Source organism: Streptomyces sp. NPDC024632 (assembly GCF_055559175.1).
In genome coordinates this window covers 413,248-431,876 of sequence record NZ_JBVHLD010000001.1, presented here as the reverse complement: position 1 = coordinate 431,876, position 18,629 = coordinate 413,248, and the positions used below count along the sequence as shown (strand labels likewise).

The 18,629-nt window shown below is 71.2% G+C and carries 10 protein-coding genes; 3 read left to right on the top strand and 7 right to left on the bottom strand.

The annotated features are described in order from the left end of the window. Positions 1-21 precede the first annotated feature (21 nt). From ACZ37P_RS01870 to ACZ37P_RS01850, 5 genes are all read right to left on the bottom strand, one after another. Entirely contained in the window at positions 22-1,113 is a 1,092-nt protein-coding gene (locus tag ACZ37P_RS01870) for a LacI family DNA-binding transcriptional regulator (RefSeq protein ID WP_355334408.1), read from the bottom strand. Positions 1,114-1,147: 34 nt separating this feature from the next. Then, positions 1,148-2,983, bottom strand: coding sequence for a glycoside hydrolase family 13 protein (locus ACZ37P_RS01865; RefSeq protein WP_467344320.1), 1,836 nt, complete (start codon positions 2,981-2,983; stop codon positions 1,148-1,150). Positions 2,984-3,087: 104 nt separating this feature from the next. Further along, positions 3,088-4,008, bottom strand: a complete 921-nt coding sequence (locus tag ACZ37P_RS01860; RefSeq protein WP_355334406.1) for a sugar ABC transporter permease — start codon at positions 4,006-4,008, stop codon at positions 3,088-3,090. Between the two features lie 13 nt (positions 4,009-4,021). Continuing rightward, complete coding sequence (locus ACZ37P_RS01855; protein ID WP_188283291.1) at positions 4,022-5,002, bottom strand: carbohydrate ABC transporter permease; 981 nt, start codon at positions 5,000-5,002, stop codon at positions 4,022-4,024. Between the two features lie 122 nt (positions 5,003-5,124). Further along, positions 5,125-6,423 (bottom strand): extracellular solute-binding protein, encoded by a 1,299-nt coding sequence (locus ACZ37P_RS01850; protein WP_355334402.1) that lies wholly within the window; start codon positions 6,421-6,423, stop codon positions 5,125-5,127. Between the two features lie 450 nt (positions 6,424-6,873). Here ACZ37P_RS01850 and pulA point away from each other — a divergent pair, with 450 nt between their 5' ends. Beyond that, positions 6,874-12,339 carry a pullulanase-type alpha-1,6-glucosidase gene (gene pulA, locus ACZ37P_RS01845; RefSeq protein WP_467344317.1) on the top strand — a complete coding sequence of 1,822 codons (5,466 nt, stop codon included), beginning with the start codon at positions 6,874-6,876 and terminating at the stop codon, positions 12,337-12,339. Positions 12,340-12,496: 157 nt separating this feature from the next. Next, positions 12,497-13,009 carry a GNAT family N-acetyltransferase gene (locus tag ACZ37P_RS01840; RefSeq protein ID WP_391043789.1) on the top strand — a complete coding sequence of 171 codons (513 nt, stop codon included), beginning with the start codon at positions 12,497-12,499 and terminating at the stop codon, positions 13,007-13,009. 18 nt (positions 13,010-13,027) lie between these two features. Here ACZ37P_RS01840 and ACZ37P_RS01835 read toward each other — a convergent pair whose 3' ends face one another. Further along, positions 13,028-15,037, bottom strand: coding sequence for a hypothetical protein (locus ACZ37P_RS01835; RefSeq protein WP_402712173.1), 2,010 nt, complete (start codon positions 15,035-15,037; stop codon positions 13,028-13,030). Between the two features lie 124 nt (positions 15,038-15,161). After that, positions 15,162-16,181: a glutamine synthetase gene (glnII, locus tag ACZ37P_RS01830; protein WP_355334395.1), complete on the bottom strand. Its 1,020-nt coding sequence runs from the start codon at positions 16,179-16,181 to the stop codon at positions 15,162-15,164. Between the two features lie 1,513 nt (positions 16,182-17,694). Between glnII and ACZ37P_RS01825 the strand changes: the two genes are divergently transcribed. Further along, positions 17,695-18,629 (top strand): Gfo/Idh/MocA family protein (locus tag ACZ37P_RS01825; RefSeq protein ID WP_467344615.1); only part of this gene is annotated, 935 nt, incomplete at its 3' end.

The following is an 18,629-nucleotide window of genomic DNA, read 5'->3' as shown; positions in this document are numbered from 1 at the left end:
AGATTCGCCCCGTATCGCAGGTCAGCCTTCGGTCGGATCCTGCGTGCCGCCCGTCCCCCTTGAGGAGGGTTTCTGTGCGGGCACGGGCGTGTTCCGCGCGGCCGGCGCGGCGGCTGTTGAACCTCGAACGACCAGCTCGGGCAGGAAGACGAATTCGCTGTGCGGCGCCGGCGTGCCCCCGATCTCCTCCAGCAGCGCGTTCACCGCGGCCTGGCTCATCGCCGCGACCGGCTGCCTGATGGTGGTCAGCGGCGGATCGGTGAAGGCGATCAGCGGCGAGTCGTCGTATCCGACCACCGAGACGTCCTCCGGCACCGACAGGCCCTGCTGCCTGGCCGCCCGGATCGCGCCGAGCGCCATCATGTCCGACGCGCAGACGATCGCGGTGCAGCCCGAGGCGATCAGCGCCGTGGCCGCCGCCTGACCGCCCTCCAGCGTGTACAGCGAGTGCTGGACCAGTGTCTGCGCCTCGTCCTCCGCCATGCCCAGCACGTCCGCCATGGACGCCGTGAAGCCCTCGATCTTGCGCTGTACGGGGACGTACCGTTTCTGCCCGACGGCCAGGCCGATCCTGCGGTGGCCGAGCGCCGCGAGATGGGTGACGGCCAGCCGGACCGCGTCCCGGTCGTCCGGCGACACGAACGGCGCGTCGACCTTCTCCGAGAAGCCGTTGATCAGCACGAACGGCACGCCCTGGCCCTGGAGCCTGGCGTAGCGCTCCATGTCGGCGGCCGAGTCGGCGTGCAGACCGGAGACGAAGATGATCCCGGCGACCCCCCGCTCGACCAGCATCTCCACCAGTTCGTCCTCGGTGGACCCGCCGGGCGTCTGGGTGGCCAGCACCGGGGTGTACCCCTGGCGGGTCAGCGCCTGTCCGATGATCTGCGCGAACGCGGGGAAGATCGGATTCAGCAGCTCGGGGGTGATCAGCCCGACCAGTCCGGCGCTGCGCTGGCGCAGCCGGACCGGCCGCTCGTACCCCAGGAGGTCGAGCGCGGCCAGTACGGATTCACGGGTGGTCGTGGAGACACCGGGTTTGCCGTTGAGTACCCGGCTGACCGTCGCTTCACTGACCCCCGCCTGGGCTGCGATGTCAGCGAGCCGCGCGGTCACAGCACCGGATGCTAGGGGACGGAACGCCACCACGTCAGATCGCCCACCAAATTGCCGTGTCTGCGGAGATAGTCAGCTCAATGCTGCCATTCTCCGTGTTCGGGACGCCCGCCGTCGAGTCGCCGCTGACATCGCTGTCACCGCTGACGTTACCGCCGCCGCTGCTGGAGCTGGAGCCGGAGCCAGTGCCAGCGCCCGCGTGCAGGCCGCCGTCGCTGGACAGCAGCATCCGCCCGGGGCCGGGAAGCGTCACCGTCACCGGCTCGCGGGTCAGGTTGACCGCGCAGACGAAGCTCCCGGCGCCGGGCTCGTCCCCGCCGCCCCTGCGGAAGGCCAGTACGCCCTCGGGCGCGTCCAGCCACGTCACCGCGGCGCCCGCGCCCAGCGCCGGGTGCTCCCGGCGCACCGCCAGGGCCGCCCGGTACAGCTCGAGGGTCGACGCCGGGTCGCCCGTCTGCGCCTCGACGCTCAGGCCCGCCCAGCTCTTCGGCTGCGGCAGCCAGCTCGGCCCGCCCGCCGGACCGAAGCCGTACGGGGCCTCGTCGCCCGACCACGGGATCGGCACCCGGCAGCCGTCGCGGAAGCCGTCCTGCCCGGCCGCGCGGAAGAACGACGGGTCCTGCCGTACCTCGTCCGGCAGGTCCGTCACGTCCGGCAGGCCCAGCTCCTCGCCCTGGTAGAGATACGCCGAACCCGGCAGCGCCAGCATCAGCACGACCGCCGCCCGCGCCCTGCGCAGCCCCAACTCCCGGTCGCCGGGCTCACGTTGCTGCGTCCCCAGCTCCGGCGGGTTGCCGAAGCGCGTCGCGTGCCGGGTCACGTCGTGGTTGGACAGCACCCACGTGGCGGGCGCGCCCACCGCGCTCATCGCGGTCAGCGACTTGTCGATGACCTTGCGCAGCTCCGGCGCGTCCCAAGGGGTGCTCAGATACTCGAAGTTGAACGCCTGGTGCAGCTCGTCGGGGCGCAGGTAGAGCGCGGCCCGCTCGATCGTCGGCGTCCACGCCTCGGCGACCGCGATCCGGTCTCCCGCGTACTCGTCCAGGATGCGGCGCCAGCCGCGGTAGATCTCGTGCACACCGTCCTGGTCGAAGTACGGCATCGCCGCCGTGCCCAGCAGCGTGAGCTGCTCCGCGTGCCCGATGTCCGGAAGGCCATCGGCCTTCACCAGGCCGTGCGCGACGTCGATCCGGAAGCCGTCGGTGCCCAGGTCCAGCCAGAAGCGCAGCACGGAGCGGAACTCGTCGTGCACCGCCGGGTGGTTCCAGTTGAAGTCGGGCTGCTCGGGCGCGAACAGGTGCAGGTACCACTCGCCGGGCGTGCCGTCCGGGTTGAGCGTACGGGTCCAGGCCGGGCCGCCGAAGATGGACTCCCAGTCGTTGGGCGGCAGTTCGCCGTCCGCGCCCTTGCCGGGCAGGAAGTGGAAGCGGTCCCGCAGCGGCGAGCCCGGTCCCTCGTGCAGCGCCCGCTTGAACCACTCGTGCTGGTCCGAGCAGTGGTTGGGCACCAGGTCCACGATGACCTTCAGGCCCAGCGCGTGCGCGGCCCTGATCAGGTCGTCGGCGTCGGTGAGGCTGCCGAACATCGGGTCGACGGCCCGGTAGTCGGCCACGTCGTACCCCGCGTCGGCCTGCGGGGAGGCGTAGAACGGCGACAGCCACACCGCGTCCACACCCAGCTCGCGCAGGTACGGCAGCCGGGCGGTGATCCCGGGCAGGTCGCCCATGCCGTCGCCGTTGCCGTCGGCGAAGCTGCGCGGATAGACCTGGTAGATGACCGCGTCGCGCCACCAGTCTCTGCGCTCCGCCCCGGCGTCGCCAGCGGCGTCGGCAGTGGCGGAGCTGGGCGCGTGGGTGAGGTGCTGGCTCATGGCTTCCTTCATTGTTCCGGGCCTTCGGCGGCGGGGGAACGACAACTGGCTTACGTACGTGGTGCGGTGCGGACGGTCGGGCCCTCGCGGGGCCCTCGCGGGCCTCAGCCCTTGGTGCCTCCGGCGGTGAGGCCGGCCACCAGGTGGCGCTGGACGAGCAGGAAGACGATGCCCGCGGGGATCGCGATCACGACCGAGGCGGCGGTCATGCTGCCCCAGTCGGCGCGCTGGTCGGAGGCGAAGGTGCGGATGCCCGCCGCCAGCGTGGAGTGCTTGTTGCTCATGAACTGGCTGGAGTAGGCGACTTCGCCCCACGCGGTGAGGAAGCTGTAGAAGGCGGTGACCGCGAGGCCCGGCCGGGCCAGCGGCACGATCAGCCGCCAGAAGGTGCCGAACGGGGTCAGGCCGTCCACCCGGCCCGCCTCGTCGATGTCGCGCGGGATCGTGTCGAAATACCCCTTGAGCATCCAGGCGCAGAAGGGCACCGAGATCGTGCAGTAGACCAGGACCAGGCCGAGGTAGGTGTCGATGAGGTCGAGCTGCGCCATCAGGTTGTACAGCGGCACGATCAGCACGGCTACCGGGAACATTTGCGTGATCAGGAAGGTCCACATCAGCGACTTGTGCCCGGGGAACTTCATCCGGGAGATCGCGTATCCGGCGCTGGAGGCGATCAGCACGCCGAGCACCGTGGTGGCCGCGGCCACGATCACCGAGTTGAGGAACCACTTGGGGAAGTTGGTGTGGAAGAGCACGAACCGGTAGTTGCCCAGGCTCAGATGGCGCATGACCTCGCCGGGCTGCTGCCACGAGGTGCTGGGGCCCAGCGAGATGAAGACGATCCACAGCACGGGGAAGACCGCGACGGCGCTCGCCACCAGCAAGGTGGCGTGCAGCGCGAGCGAGGCGCCGCGGCTGCGGGTGCCGCGCGGGCGGTACTTGCGGCGCGCGGCGGACCCGGGGGCCGCGCCGGTACGGGCGGCGGGGGCGGTGGCGGCCGGGCCGCTGTGGGTGGTGGCACTCATGGTGATCCGGCTCCTATGCCTGCTCGGACTTCAACTGGCGGCGGTAGAAGGTGGAGAAGGCCACAAGGATGAGGAGGATGACGATGCCGTAGGCCGCGGCGCCCGAATAGTCGGACACTCCGGTGAACGCCTTCTCGTAGGCGTACGTCACCAGGATGTCGGTGTCCCCTGTGGTGTTGTTGCCGAGCAGCAGGAAGATGATCGGGAACATGTTGAACGTCCACACGGTGCTCAGCAGGATCACCGTGCTGGTGACCGGCCGCAGGCCCGGCAGCGTCACGTTGAGGAACCGCTGCAACGGCGTCGCGCCGTCCATCTCGGCCGCCTCGTACAGCTCGCTGGGTATGGACTGGAGGCCGCCCAGGGTCGCCACCATCATGAACGGCACGCCGCACCAGACGTTGACGATGATGACCGCGATCTTCTGCGCGAAGGGGGTGCCCAGCCAGTCCTGGGCGGGCATTCCCATGTGCGTGATGATGTCGTTGAAGACGCCGTACTGCGAGTTGAACATCAGCCGCCAGGCGAAGACGCCGATGAAGGCGGGGACCGCCCACGGCAGGATCAGCGCGAGCCGGTAGAAGAGGCGGAAGCGCACCGGGCGGTTGAGCAGCATCGCCATGCCGAGGCCGATGGCGTACGTGATCGCGACGCAGGACACGGTCCAGATGACCGTCCACTGGAGCCGCGGGTAGAAGTCGCCGTCCTTGCCGGAGATGATCTGCCAGTAGTTGTGCAGGCCCACGAAGTCGTACGTGGCGCCGATGTGGACCGGGCCGATGTCCTTGGCGACGTTCATCTCGGTCGCGTTGGTGAGCGACAGGTAGATGCCGTACACCAGCGGGTAGAGGACGAGCACGCCGATGACGATGAGCACCGGGGCGACCATCACCCAGGCGTACCAGTACTTGTCCCAGGACCGCCGCAGCGACGTCCTGAGGCCCGGCCGGGGGGCCTTGCCCCGGGCGGGGGTGTCCATGGTGGCGGTGGTCATCGCTCCTCGGCTCTGTCAGGTCTTGTGGCTGTTCAGGAATGGACCGGACCGGCCGGCCGGGCGCGTGGGCCCCGCCTGTTCAGGTGGCGGGGCCCCGGCCGGCCGGCCCGGAGAAAAGGGGGCTACTGGACGGTGAATCCGGGCAGCAGCTTGCCGAACTCCTTCGCCGCCGTGTCGAGCCCGTCCTTCACGGAGGTCTCACCCTGAAGGATCTTGATGTACTGCTGCTGGAGCGGCGTGAACAGGCTGCCGACCTGGGGCAGCGCCACCCGCGGCCGGGCGGTGTCCATGATCGGCTTGAACCCGGCGATCTGCGGGTTCTTGGTGACCTCGGCGGTGTACGCGGACGTCCGCGTCGGCAGCGTGCCGTTCTTCAGCGCGATCTGCTGCTGGCTGCTGGAGGAGGTCATGAACTGCGTGAACAGGTACGACGCGTCCAGGTTCTTCGAGCCCTGGTAGACCGCCAGGTCGTGACCGCCGGTCGGCGCCAGCGCCTTGCCGGTAGAACCGGCCGGGACCGGCGCGTACCCCAGGTTGCTCTCCTTGCCCTGGAAGGCGCTGCCCGCCAGGTCGTCGCTGACCGACCAGGGGCCCTGGATCAGCATCGCGACCTTGCCGGTCTTGAAGGACGTCTGCATGTTGTCGTACGCGCTCGCGAAGTCGACCTTCAGCGAGGAGGTGTCGTAGACCTCCTTGGCCTTGGTCACCGCCTTGACCGCCTCGGGCGAGTTGATCGTGATCTTCTTGCCCGCCGGGTCCGCCAGGTCGGCGCCCTCGCCGAACAGCAGCGGGAACAGGAAGTACGAGTCCGGGTTCACGTACGTGCCCGCGACCCCCGGCACCTTCTCCTTGATCGTCTTGGAGTCCGCGATCAGCTCGTCCCACGTCTTCGGCGGCGCCGCGATCCCCGCCTTCGCGAAGATGTCCTTGTTGTAGAGCAGCCCCAGCGTGTCCGTCACCGACGGCACCCCGTAGGTCTTCCCGTCGTACTTCGTCGTGTTCAGCGGCCCCGCCAGGAAGTCGTCGGCGTCCGTCAGCGCGGCCGTGCCGTCCAGCGGCGCGATGTAGTGCAGCGACGCGTACTCCGGGATCAGGCCGACGTCCGCCCTGATCACGTCCGGCGCGCCCTTGCCGCTCTGCGCCGCCGCCTTGAACTTCTGCTCCACCGTGGTGAAGTCCACGTTCTGGTAGTTCACCTTGATCTTCGGGTACTTCGCCTCGAAGTCCGCGATCAGCGCCTTGTACGTCGGAGCCTCGTTCTTCGCGTCCGAGGTGTCCCAGTACGTGATCGACCCGGTCACCGCCGCCGGGTCCTTCGCCGCCGACGCCTTGTCATCCTTGCTGTCACTGCTACCGCCACAGGCGGTCACCCCGAGAACGATGGCCGCGGCCATCGCCACGGCGGATATGCCGCGTCGCATACCTGACTCCTTGAAGAGGGAAGTGCCCGTTCGCCCAGATCCGACTGGCTCCACTGCTCGGGCTGGGCAGGAACGTAACAGCGATGCAATCCCTTGCGAAAGTCCTTGCAAGCAACTTTCTGCAAGAACCCTTCCGATGTGACGAACGCGTTACCACCGTGCGACACCCGCTCGGGGAGGCGGAACGCGGTGCGGACCGCGGACGGCCGGGGGGTGCCGGACGGCGGGAAGACCTGTACGGAAGGGGAGTTGAGGAGCGTTACCCGGCGTATCGCATGCTGGAATCCCTTACAAGGTCTTGCTGTAAGCCTCCCCGCGGGGATACGGTCCCGGTCAAGTTCGTTCCGGCGCCGATGCCGGAGCTGCACCGGGTTTTCATGCGCGTGGGGCCCCGGCGCGAGGCTGTCCCCTTTCCGCCGTCAGGCGGAGTAGTCGCAAGGAGAACCGCCCGTGGCCCTGCCGTTCAGGCTGCCCGCGTACCGGTCGCGGACCGGTAGACGTATCAGAAGCACCGCCGTCGCCACGGCGCTCGCCGCGCTCGTGGCGCTGGTCGTACCGGCCGCGTCCGCACACGGCGTGCCCGCCCCGCCACCACCGCCGTCGGACAAGGCGCTCGCCGGGCAGGCCGCGCGGCACGACGCCACGCGTGAGCAGTTCTACTTCGTGATGCCGGACCGCTTCGCCAACGGGGACAAGGCCAACGACAAGGGCGGTCTGACCGGCGGCAGGCTGACCACCGGGTACGACCCCACGGACAAGGGGTTCTACCAGGGCGGTGACCTCAAGGGCCTGACGCAGAAGCTGGATTACATCAAGGGCCTGGGCACCACCGCGATCTGGATGGCGCCGATCTTCAAGAACCGGCCGGTGCAGGGCACGGGCACGGACGCCAGCGCCGGGTACCACGGCTACTGGATCACGGACTTCACCCAGGTGGACCCGCACTTCGGGACCAACGACGACCTGCGCAGGCTGATCACCGCGGCGCACGCCAAGGGCATGAAGATCTTCTTCGACGTGATCACCAACCACACGGCCGACGTCATCGGCAACGCGGAGAACACGTACACCTACCTGTCCAAGGGCGCGTTCCCGTACCTCGCCGCGGACGGCACCCCCTTCGACGACAGCACCTACGCCGACGGCGGGAACGGCGCCGGGAAGGCGACATTCCCGAAGGTCACGACCGCGTCGTTCCCGCGCACGCCCATCGTGCCCGCGGACCAGAGGAACGCGAAGGTGCCGGCCTGGCTCAACGACCCGACGATGTACCACAACCGAGGCGACTCGACCTTCGCGGGCGAGAGCGCGGACCAGGGCGACTTCAGCGGCCTGGACGACCTGTGGACCGAGCGGCCCGAGGTCGTCAGCGGCATGGAGCGGATCTACGAGAAGTGGGTCAAGGACTTCGCGATCGACGGCTTCCGGATCGACACGGTCAAGAACGTCGACCTGCCGTTCTGGACGCAGTGGGCGACCGCGCTGGACGACTACGCGGCCAGGCACGGCCGGCCGAACTTCTTCATGTTCGGCGAGACGTACTCCGCCGACCCGGCGATCACCTCGCCGTACGTCACGCAAGGCCGCCTCGACGCGACGCTCGACTTCCCCTTCCAGGACGCGGCCCGCGCCTACGCCTCGCAGGGCGCGGCGCCCGCGAAGCTCGCCGGGGTCTACGGCCAGGACTACCGCTACACGACGGACAAGGCCAACGCGTACGAGCAGGTCACCTTCCTCGGCAACCACGACATGGGCCGGATCGGCTCCTTCCTGAAGCAGGACAACCCGGCGGCGGACGACGCCGAACTGGTGCGGCGGGACCGGCTGGCCAATGAGGTGATGTTCCTCGGCCGCGGCAACCCCGTCGTCTACTACGGCGACGAGCAGGGCTTCACGGGCGCGGGCGGCGACAAGGACGCCCGGCAGACGATGTTCGCCTCCCAGGTCGCCGACTACCTCGACGACGACGAGATCGGTACGGCGCGCACGCACGCCGACGACGCGTACGACCCGACGCACCCGCTCTACCGCGCCATCGCCGCGCTGTCGAAGCTCACCAAGGACCACCCGGCGCTGCGCGACGGGGTCCAGACCGAGCGGTACGCGGAGCCCGGCACGGCGGCCGGTGTCTACGCGTACTCCCGCACGGACGCGAAGACGCGTGACGACTACCTGGTGGCGGTCAACAACGCGACGGCCGCGAAGACGGTCACGATCCCGGCTGCGGGCGCGGCGAAGGCCGCGTACCGGGCGCTGTACGGGACGACGGGGACGCTCACCACGGGCGCGGACGGTTCGCTCAAGGTGACGGTGCCCGCGCTGAGTTCGGTGGTCTACCAGGCCGCCAAGGCGCTGCCCACGCCCACCGCGAAGCCGACGATCACGCTGACCGCACCCGAGGCGGGCGCCACCGGCACCGTCGAGCTGACGGCCGACGTCAGCGGCGGCGGCCTCAACCGGGTCGTCTTCGCCGCCCAGACCGGCAACGCCACGTGGCAGGTGCTCGGTTCTGCCGACCACGCCCCGTACAAGGTGACGCAGACGATCGACCCGAAGACGGCGGCCGGAACGCCCGTACGCTACAAGGCCGTTGTGGTGGACGCCGCCGGACGTACGGCCGCGGCCACCGCCGCGACCAGCACCGGTACGACCCCGGTCACCCCGCCGCCCACCGCGATCAGCCACGACTACGCGGTGGTCCACTACCAGCGGACCGACGGCGACTACGCGGACTGGGGCCTGTACACCTGGGGCGACATCGCCGACGGCGAGGCCACCACGTACCCGGCGGGCCACGCCTTCACCGGCCGTGACGCGTACGGCGCCTTCGCCTATGTGAAGCTCAAGCCCGGCGCGTCCGATGTCGGCTTCATCGTCGTGAACAAGGACGGCGTCAAGGACACCGACGGCGACCGCGCGATCGGCCTCACCGCGACCGGCGAGGTGTGGATCAAGCAGGGCAGCCCGGACGTGGCCACGACCGCGCCGGACGGCGCCTACCCGCCGCAGGACACCGGCAAGGCCGTCCTGCACTACCACCGCGCGGACGGCGACTACACCGGCTGGGGCCTGCACGTCTGGACCGGCGCGGCCACCCCCACCGACTGGTCCTCGCCCGTCAGGCCGGCCCGGATCGACTCCTACGGCGCGGTGTACGAGGTCCCGCTCGCCGCGGGCGCCACCTCGCTCAGCTACATCCTGCACAACGGCGACGCGAAGGACCTGCCCAGCGACCAGTCGCTCGACCTGACCGGGACCGGCCACGAGGTGTGGCTGCTCGGCGGCACGGAAAAGTATCTCCTGCCGCAACCCCAGGGATCAGGAGCTGACTTGGACCTCACCAAGTCGCAGGCCCAGTGGATCGACCGTGACACCGTCGCCTGGCAGACCTCCGCCGCGGCGGCGTCCCAGCAGCTCGTCTACGCGCCCGACGGCGGCATCACGGTCAAGGACGGCGCGCTGTCGAGCGAGGGCAAGTGGCTGCGGCTGACGAAGACCGCGACCGGTCTCACCGCCGCCCAGCTCGCCAAGTACCCGCAGCTCAAGGGGTATTCGGCCTTCACGATCGACCCGCGCGACCGGGCCCGCGCCACCGACGCGCTCAGCGGCCAGATCATCGCCACCCAACGCGCCGCCAACGGAGCCCTGTTGGCCGCGACGGGCGTCCAGACCCAGGGCGTGCTCGACGCGGTCTACGGCGCCGCCGCCGCGAAGGACACCCTCGGCCCGGTCTTCACGCACGGCACCCCGCGGCTGTCGCTGTGGGCGCCGACCGCGCACCGGGTGAGCGTGGAGATCGACGGCAGGACCGTACCGATGCGGCGGGACAAGGCCAGCGGCGTCTGGTCGGTGACCGGCAGCCGGTCGTGGACCGGGAAGACGTATCTGTACGACGTCACCGTCTGGGCGCCCAGCGTCCAAAAGCTCGTGGTCAACAAGGTCACCGACCCCTACTCGGTCGCGCTGACCGCCGACTCCGAGCGCAGCCTGCTGGTCGACCTGGACGACCCGAAGCTCGCCCCCAAGGGCTGGGAGCGGCAGGCCAAACCGGCCGCGGCGCCGATCGGCCGGGCGCAGATCCAGGAGCTGCACATCCGCGACTTCTCGGTGGCCGACAGCACCGTCCCGGCCGCCGACCGCGGGAAATACGCCGCCTTCACCGACACCTCGTCCGCGGGCATGACCCACCTCAAGGCGCTCGCCGCGGCAGGCGTCAACTACGTCCACCTGCTGCCCGCCTTCGACTTCTCGACGGTGCCCGAACGCGAGCGGGACCAGGCGAGGCCCGCCTGCGACCTGGCCTCGTACGCGCCCGACAGCGAGCGGCAGCAGGCGTGCGTGACCGCGGCGGCGGCGAAGGACGCCTACAACTGGGGTTACGACCCGTACCACTTCACCGTGCCCGAGGGCTCCTACGCCAAGAACCCCGACGGGCCGCAGCGCACCACGGAATTCCGGCAGATGGTGCAGGGCCTCAACAACGCGGGCCTGCGCGTGGTCATGGACGTCGTCTACAACCACACCTCGGCGGCGGGCCAGGCCGACACCTCCGTCCTCGACAAGATCGTGCCCGGCTACTACCAGCGGCTGATGCCGGACGGCTCGGTCGCCACCTCCACCTGCTGCGCCAACACCGCGCCCGAGAACACCATGATGGGCAAGCTCGTCGTGGACTCGATCGTCACGTGGGCCAAGGAGTACAAGGTCGACGGCTTCCGCTTCGACCTGATGGGCCACCACCCCAAGGCGAACATCCTCGCCGTCCGCAAGGCGCTGGACGCGCTGACGCCCGGTCACGACGGCGTGGACGGGAAGAAGATCATCCTCTACGGGGAGGGCTGGAACTTCGGCGAGGTCGCCGACGACGCCCGCTTCGTCCAGGCCACCCAGGCCAACATGGCGGGCACCGGCATCGCGACCTTCTCCGACCGGGCGCGCGACGCCGTACGCGGCGGCAGTCCGTTCGACGAGGACCCCGGCGTGCAGGGCTTCGCCTCCGGCCTCTACACCGACCCCAACTCCTCGGTGAACAACGGCACGCCAGCCGAGCAGAAGGCCCGGCTGCTGCACTACCAGGACCTCATCAAGGTCGGACTCACCGGCAACCTCAAGGAGTTCGGCTTCACCGACTCGGCGGGCAGGCGGGTCACCGGAGCCGAGATCGACTACAACGGCGCACCCGCCGGATACGCCGACGCGCCGGGCGACGCCCTCGCCTATGTCGACGCCCACGACAACGAATCCCTCTACGACGCCCTCGCCTTCAAGCTCCCCGTCGGCACCTCGGCCGCCGACCGCGCCCGTATGCAGGTCGTCGCCGAGGCGACCGCCGCGCTCTCCCAGGGGCCCGCGCTCTACCAGGCGGGCTCGGACCTGCTGCGCTCCAAGTCCCTCGACCGCAACTCCTTCGACTCCGGGGACTGGTTCAACGCGATCCACTGGCAGTGCGCCGACGGCACCGGCTTCGGCCGGGGACTTCCGCCCGCGGCCGACAACCAGGCCAAGTGGCCTTACGCCAAGCCGCTGTTGACGCAGCCCCAGCTCAGCCCCGGCTGCGCGCAGATCACCGCGGCCTCCGCCGCGTACCAGGATCTGCTGCGGATCCGCACCGCCGAGCCCGCCTTCCGGCTCGGCACCGCGGCCCAGGTCCAACAGCAGGTCTCCTTCCCGCTGTCGGGCCCCGACGAGACGCCCGGCGTCATCACCATGAAGGCCGGCGACCTGGTGATCGTCTTCAACGCGACGCCGACGACGCAGAAGCAGCGGGTGGAGGCGGCGCGCGGAACCTCGTACGCCCTGCACCCGGTGCAGGCGGCCGGGACCGACCCGGTCGTCAGGACCTCGACGTACGCGGCGGGGACCGGGACCTTCACCGTGCCGGGGCGGACGGTGGCGGTGTTCAGGACCGGTCGCTGAGGACCGTCGAGCGCCCGTGAGGGGAGCCCGCGATCCGGCCGTTTCCGCACTGAATCGCGGACGGCGGGAACCGCGGGCTCCCCTTGGCGCGTCAAGTTTTACGGCCGGGTCGTACGCCGGAGGGAACCAATGTTGCCCTGGATGCGTCCACGCCCATATGAGCTCCCCGCACATCAGGGTCCGCCCTGCCACGCCCGAAGACCTGAGCGCGATATCGGACATCCACGCCCGCGCCCGCGCCAGCTACTACGCGGGCCACCTCCCGGCCGAGGAGTACAGCGGCCCCGCGGAGCTGGAACGACAGCGCGTGGGGACGGCCAGGGCCATCTCCTCGGACGACCGGACCGTGCTGTGCGCGGTCAGGGACGACCGGGTGGTCGGCTTCGCCGTGCTCGCCGCCCGGCACGACGAGGACACCCTCTTCCACTTCCACATCGACCCCTCCGTCTGGCGCACCGGCACCGGCACCGCCCTGCACCGCGCCTGCGTCGCCGTCTGGCAGGCCGCGGGCCTCACCACCGCCCGCCTGGAGGTCTTCGCCCCCAACGCCCGCGCCCGCGCCTTCTACACCCACCAGGGCTGGCAGGAAGACGGCCGCACCGGCGACCACGTCCGCATGCGCCTCACCGTCCCCACCCCGGCCCCCACCCCCCAACCGGCCCACGAATAGCCCCGGCGGCGCCGGGCGCTACGAGGCGGGGAGCGGGGTCAGGGTGGCGCCGGTGGTGAGGTGGGCGGTGAGGGTGGCGCGAGTGCCGCGGGGGGCGCGGGTGGAGAGGTAGGGGCCGTCGGCGGAGGCGTGGACGCCCGCGGTGGCGGTGATCCGGGTGACGTCGCGGCTGCCCGCGGCGACGAGGTACCAGTGGGAGCGGGGGGACTGCCACATGACGCCCGCCATGACGTGCTGGCCGAAGCGGCTGCACGCGTTGCCGTCGGTCTGCCGGCCGGCGACGGTGCCGGGCGCGGCGGCGGGGGAGGACGGCGGGACGAAGGTCACGGTGGCCTGCCCCGGCCCGCGCCAGGTGTCGGCGCGGGCGCAGGTCCAGGACGCCTCCCCGCCGCCCTCGGGCAGCGGGGTACGGGCGAACTCCCAGTTGTTGACGGCCTTCACGCCCTGCCCGCGCAACTCGCCCAGGTAGCAGGCGTTGTGCGCCCAACTGACCAGCGCCTGAGCCCCGGTGGCCTCACGCGGCTGCCGCGCCGGGACACCGCCGCCCGGAGGCGGGGTGTACGTGAGGTGGACCGGCGACAGGTCGCCGAGGTCGGTCAGCAGGAAGGTGTGGCTCTCCACGATCCTCGAGGACGACTTGAGCTGCACCACCGGCCAGGCGCTGCCGCACGCACCCGCGGCGGCCCCCGCGCCCGGCATCCGTACCGGATCGGTCACCCCGTCCGCGTCGCGGTGCAGCGGCGCGCCGAGGACGTTGGGCCGCATCAGATCGCGGGTCTGCGCGTCCGCGATCCACGGGGCGGTCAGGAAACGGGTGTTGCCGTCCACCCGGTCGACCACGACCGCCGCCGCCGTCGTCACATCGGCGTCCTGCACCTGCGCGAAGTCCAGCGCGGCGCGCCCCGAACCGCTGCGCGGCTGCGCGTAACGGACGATCCGCAGACCGTCGTAGAAGATCACCACCGCCGCCGCGTCGACATTCCCCGCGAAGAGCAACTGCGGCGGCTGGGCAGGGGCGTTGCGCGGAGTGCCGGGCGTCGAGGAGACGTCCACGTCCGCGCCGGGGCGCGCCCACACCGCGAGCGCCCGGCCGAGCAGCGCCTTGTCGTCGGCCCGGCCGCCGCGCGCGGGCCACGCCGTGAAGTCCATCCGCGCGGTCGACGCCCACAGCGCCGCGTCCGGCCGTACGAGAGCGGCCGGATCGAGCGCGCGGGCCGCGTCCCCCGCACCGGACGCGGGAGAGCCCGGCGCCGCGTACGACGCCGTACCGCCGTCGCCGCCGCTGCCCCACACCGCCCAGCCGGACACCAGCACGGCGGCCACCGCGACGGCCGCCCCGGTCACCAGCCCCGCGCGCCTGCGCTGCCTGCGCCGCAGCAGGTCGGTCGGCCCCACCTGGAGCGTGCAGGGATCGAACTCACCGGCCGTCAGCAGGTGTTGGCCGCCCTTGACGGCCGCCGCCGCCCGCATCGCGCCGCGCGGATCGGCCGCGCCCGCGGCCCTCAGCACTGCCAGTACCTCGGCGTCGGCCAACTCCTCGACCCCGCGCAGCGCGAACGCCGCCCGCGCCTCGGGCGCCAACTCCGCCAGCGCCCGGTCCAGCGCCAACTCCTCGCTTCCGCCCGCCCGCGGATGCAGCCGCAAGCCGACGACCTGCGGCAGCGCCGTACCACCGGCGGCGGCCGTACGCACACGCTCCCGCCAGCCCCAACGGCCGCCGCCGTGCCGCCCGTAGGCCAGCGCCTCGCGCAACACCTCGTGCCGCAGCAGCGCGTACGCCTCACCGCGCGGCCCGTCCGTCGCACCCGCCGTCCCCGGCGGATACCGCCGGTCGCGCGGCAGCGACCGCTGCACCAGGCGGTGCGCGGTCAGCACTCTGCGATGCGTGCCGAGCGCGGTGGGCAGCGCCAGATACGCCAGCCGTACCAGGCGCGGGTAGTGCTCGACGAGCGCCGCCTCCGCCTCTTCCACAGCGACCGGGCCGGGCTCGTCATCGGCGGAATCGCTTTCTGCTGAGCGCGTGTTCACGCCCTGTCAAACGAGTGGATCATCCGATGGTCACGAGATACCGCTCGCGCGCGGCGGTCCCGACGCGCCGGGGCGCCCGTCACCTGACCGTGACGGGCGCCCTGTACAACGGAGTTGACGCAGGTCAGACCAGTCCGGCCTTCTCCAGCGCCGTACCGCACGTGTCCACCATGAGCCGCGTCACCACGTACGGGTCCATGTTCGCGTTCGGGCGGCGGTCCTCGATGTAGCCCTTCTGGTCCACCTCGACCTGCCACGGGATACGCACCGACGCGCCGCGGTTGGAGACGCCGTAGCTGTACTCGTTCCACGGAGCGGTCTCGTGCGCGCCGGTCAGCCGCGCCTCGACGCCGACGCCGTAGTTCTTGATGTGCTCCAGCGGCTTGTCGTCGCGGCCCAGCGACTCGGCGGCCTCGATGATCGCCTCGTAGCCCTCGCGCATCGCCTTGGTGGAGAAGTTCGTGTGCGCGCCCGCGCCGTTCCAGTCGCCCTTGGCGGGCTTCGGGTCCAGCGTCGCCGAGACGCCGAAGTCCTCCGCCGTGCGGTACAGCAGCCAGCGCGCCACCCACAGGTGGTCGGAGACCTCCAGCGGGCTCAGCGGCCCGACCTGGAACTCCCACTGCCCCGGCATGACCTCGGCGTTGATCCCCGAGATGCCCAGGCCCGCGGCCAGGCAGTTCTCCAGGTGCTTCTCGACCACCGGACGGCCGAAGATCTCGTCCGCGCCCACCCCGCAGTAGTAGCCGCCCTGCGGCGCCGGGTACCCGCCCTCGGGGAACCCGAGCGGACGCGAGCCCTGGAAGAACGTGTACTCCTGCTCGATGCCGAACAGCGACTCCTGCGCCGCGAACTTCTCCGCCACCTCGCGCAGCGCGGCCCGCGTGTTGGACTCGTGCGGCGTCCCGTCGATGTTGAAGACCTCGCACATCACCAGGACGTCGTCCCCGCCGCGGATCGGGTCGGGGAACGAGGAGACCGGCTTGAGTACGCGGTCGGACGCGTGGCCCTCCGCCTGGTTGGTGCTGGAACCGTCGAAGCCCCAGATCGGGAGCTCGGCGCCGTCGGCCAGGATGCGCGTCTTGGAACGCAGCTTCGCGGTCGGCAGGGTGCCGTCTATCCAGATGTACTCAGCCTTGTAGGTCACGGGACGCCATCCTTAACGAACAGTCTTCGCGGGTGCTGGCCGAGCTGCGCTGATCGAGCCACCCGCAGCGTCGCAAAATCCCTTTTCCCGACTGTTGCCCCCGTGTTAACCCACTGTGAACGCCCCTACGTGACCAGCGGCAACGCCCCAGGAGCCCCGCCTGTCACCGCTGCGCGGTGGGCTTCGCCGCTGGGGTGCGTTTGTGCGTGGGGCTGAGCCCTTGCGGCCCCGCTGCGCAGGTGGGGTTCGCCGCTGGGGTGCGTTTGCGCGCGGGGCTGAGCCCTTGCGGCAGGGCTGCGCAGGTGGGGTTGGCCGCTGGGGTGTGTTTGTGCGTGGGGCTGAGCCCTTGGGCCACGTTTGCGCGAGGTGGGTTCGCCGGTAGCCATGGAGCCGAAGGGCGCGCCGGTGTTGAAAGGGAGAACGCGCACAGAGAGCGAGGAACGAGCGAACGAGCACGATCGACCGTCGACACCGGATCTAAGCGCCCGGAGGCGAGAGGGCGGCAAAAAAAGGGGATCGGGGTGCGCATAGAAAGGACGGCTCCCCCGCAGGGTGAGGATGCGCGAGACGGTTCGCACCACGGTGAGCCCGCGCGAGACGGCACCCACCCACGTTCACCCGCAACGCTCAGCCGCGCGAGAGGGCACCCACGCACGGTGAGCTGGTACGAGACGGCACCCACCATGGTGGCCCCACGGGAGACGGCACCCCCAGGGCGAGATTGCGCGAGACGGTTCGCACGACGATGAACTGGTACGAGTCGGCACCCACCACGGTCAACTGACCCCGGGGGCAGGCACCCCACGGCGACCTCACGCGAGACGGATCCGCCCACGGTGAACACGTGCGTGTGAGCCGTCCTGCGTGAGCCCACCGTGCGGGGAACCGCCTCGCGCATCCTCACCGTGCGTGCGAGCCCTCTTGTGTCAGCTCACCGCGATCCCCTTTTTTTGCCGCCCTCTCGCCTCCGGCGGCTTAAATCCGGTGTCGACGGTCGATCGTGCTCGCTCCCTCGTTCCTCGGTCGCTGTGCGCGTTCTCCCTTTCAACACCGGCGCCGCCTTCGGCTCGCTGGCTACCGGCGAACCCACCTCGCGCAGCGGTACCGGAGGGGCGCAGCCCCCCGCGCAAACGCACCCCACCGGCGAACCCCAGCGCGCAGCGGTGCCGTAGGGGCGAACCCACCTCACGCAAGCGCACCCCAGGAGCCCAGCCCCCCGCGCAGGGTCACCCGTGCAGCGAACCCCGGCGCGTGGCGGTGACCTGGCGGCGAACCCCACCGCGCAGCGGTACCGGAGGGGCGCAGCCCCCGCGCAGGGGCACCCCAGGAGCCCAGCCCCCCCGCGCAGCCGCACTCAGCGGCGAACCCCACCGCGCAGCGGTGCCGTAAGGGCGAACCAACCTCACGCAAGCGCACCCCAGGAGCCCGGCCCCTCGCGCAGCCGCACCCTGGCGGCGGACCCCGCCGGGTAGCCGTGACCGGGCGGGACGCCGGTAGGCTCGCCGTCATGACCATGCGCTTCGGACTTCTCGGCACCGGCCCCTGGGCCCGGCTCGCCCATGGACCCGCTCTCGCCGCCCACCCGGAGGTGGAATTCGTCGGGGTCTGGGGCCGGAGGCCGGAGGCGGCGGCTGAGGTGGCGGCACAGTTCGGTGCGCGGGCGTACGGGGACGCGGAGGCGCTGATCGCGGATGTGGACGCGGTGGCGGTCGCGCTGCCGCCGCATTTGCAGGCGCCGTTGGCGGTGGCGGCGGCCCGCGCGGGCCGCCACGTGCTGCTGGACAAGCCGGTGGCGACGACCGTGGAGGACGCGAAGGCGGTGGCCGAGGCCGTCACGGCGGCCGGAGTCGGGTCGGTGGTCTTCTTCACCCTGCGCTTCGACCCGGCGACAGCCGGGTGGATCGAGGAGCAGGCGGCGCGCGGCGAGTGGTACACCGGCCGCGCGGACTGGTACAGCGCCGTCTTCACCGGAGACGAGAACCCCTTCGCGGACTCGCCGTGGCGGCGGGAGAAGGGCGGCCTGTGGGACGTCGGCCCGCACGCGCTGTCCGTCCTGCTGCCTGTACTCGGGGACGTCACCGCCGTCACCGCGGCCAACGGCCCCGGCGACACCGTACATTTGACGCTCCGTCACGAATCTGGTGCCTCCAGCACCTCCACCCTGACGCTGACCGCGCCGCCGGCCGCCGCGGGCGTGGTCATCGAACTGCGCGGCGGCCAGGGCGTCGTGGCCTACCCCGACGGCGTCGCGGGCGAGGCGACGGCTTCCCTGGCCCACGCCATCACCGCGCTCACCTCCGGCACTCCGCACGCCTGCGACGCCCGCTTCGGCCTGCGCGTCACCGAGATCCTGGCGGGGGGGGGGGGGGGGGGGGGGGGGGGGGGGGGGGGGGGGGAGGGGGCGGGGGGGGGGGGGGAGAGGGGGGGGGGGGGGGGGAGGGGGAGGGG

Bases quoted from the DNA above. Each gene is read 5' to 3' on its own strand.
- ACZ37P_RS01865 (WP_467344320.1), bottom strand. From the start codon at position 2,983: ATGAGCCAGCACCTCACCCACGCGCCCAGCTCCGCCACTGCCGACGCC.
- ACZ37P_RS01855 (WP_188283291.1), bottom strand. From the start codon at position 5,002: ATGACCACCGCCACCATGGACACCCCCGCCCGGGGCAAGGCCCCCCGG.
- ACZ37P_RS01860 (WP_355334406.1), bottom strand. From the start codon at position 4,008: ATGAGTGCCACCACCCACAGCGGCCCGGCCGCCACCGCCCCCGCCGCC.
- ACZ37P_RS01840 (WP_391043789.1), top strand. From the start codon at position 12,497: ATGAGCTCCCCGCACATCAGGGTCCGCCCTGCCACGCCCGAAGACCTG.
- ACZ37P_RS01850 (WP_355334402.1), bottom strand. From the start codon at position 6,423: ATGCGACGCGGCATATCCGCCGTGGCGATGGCCGCGGCCATCGTTCTC.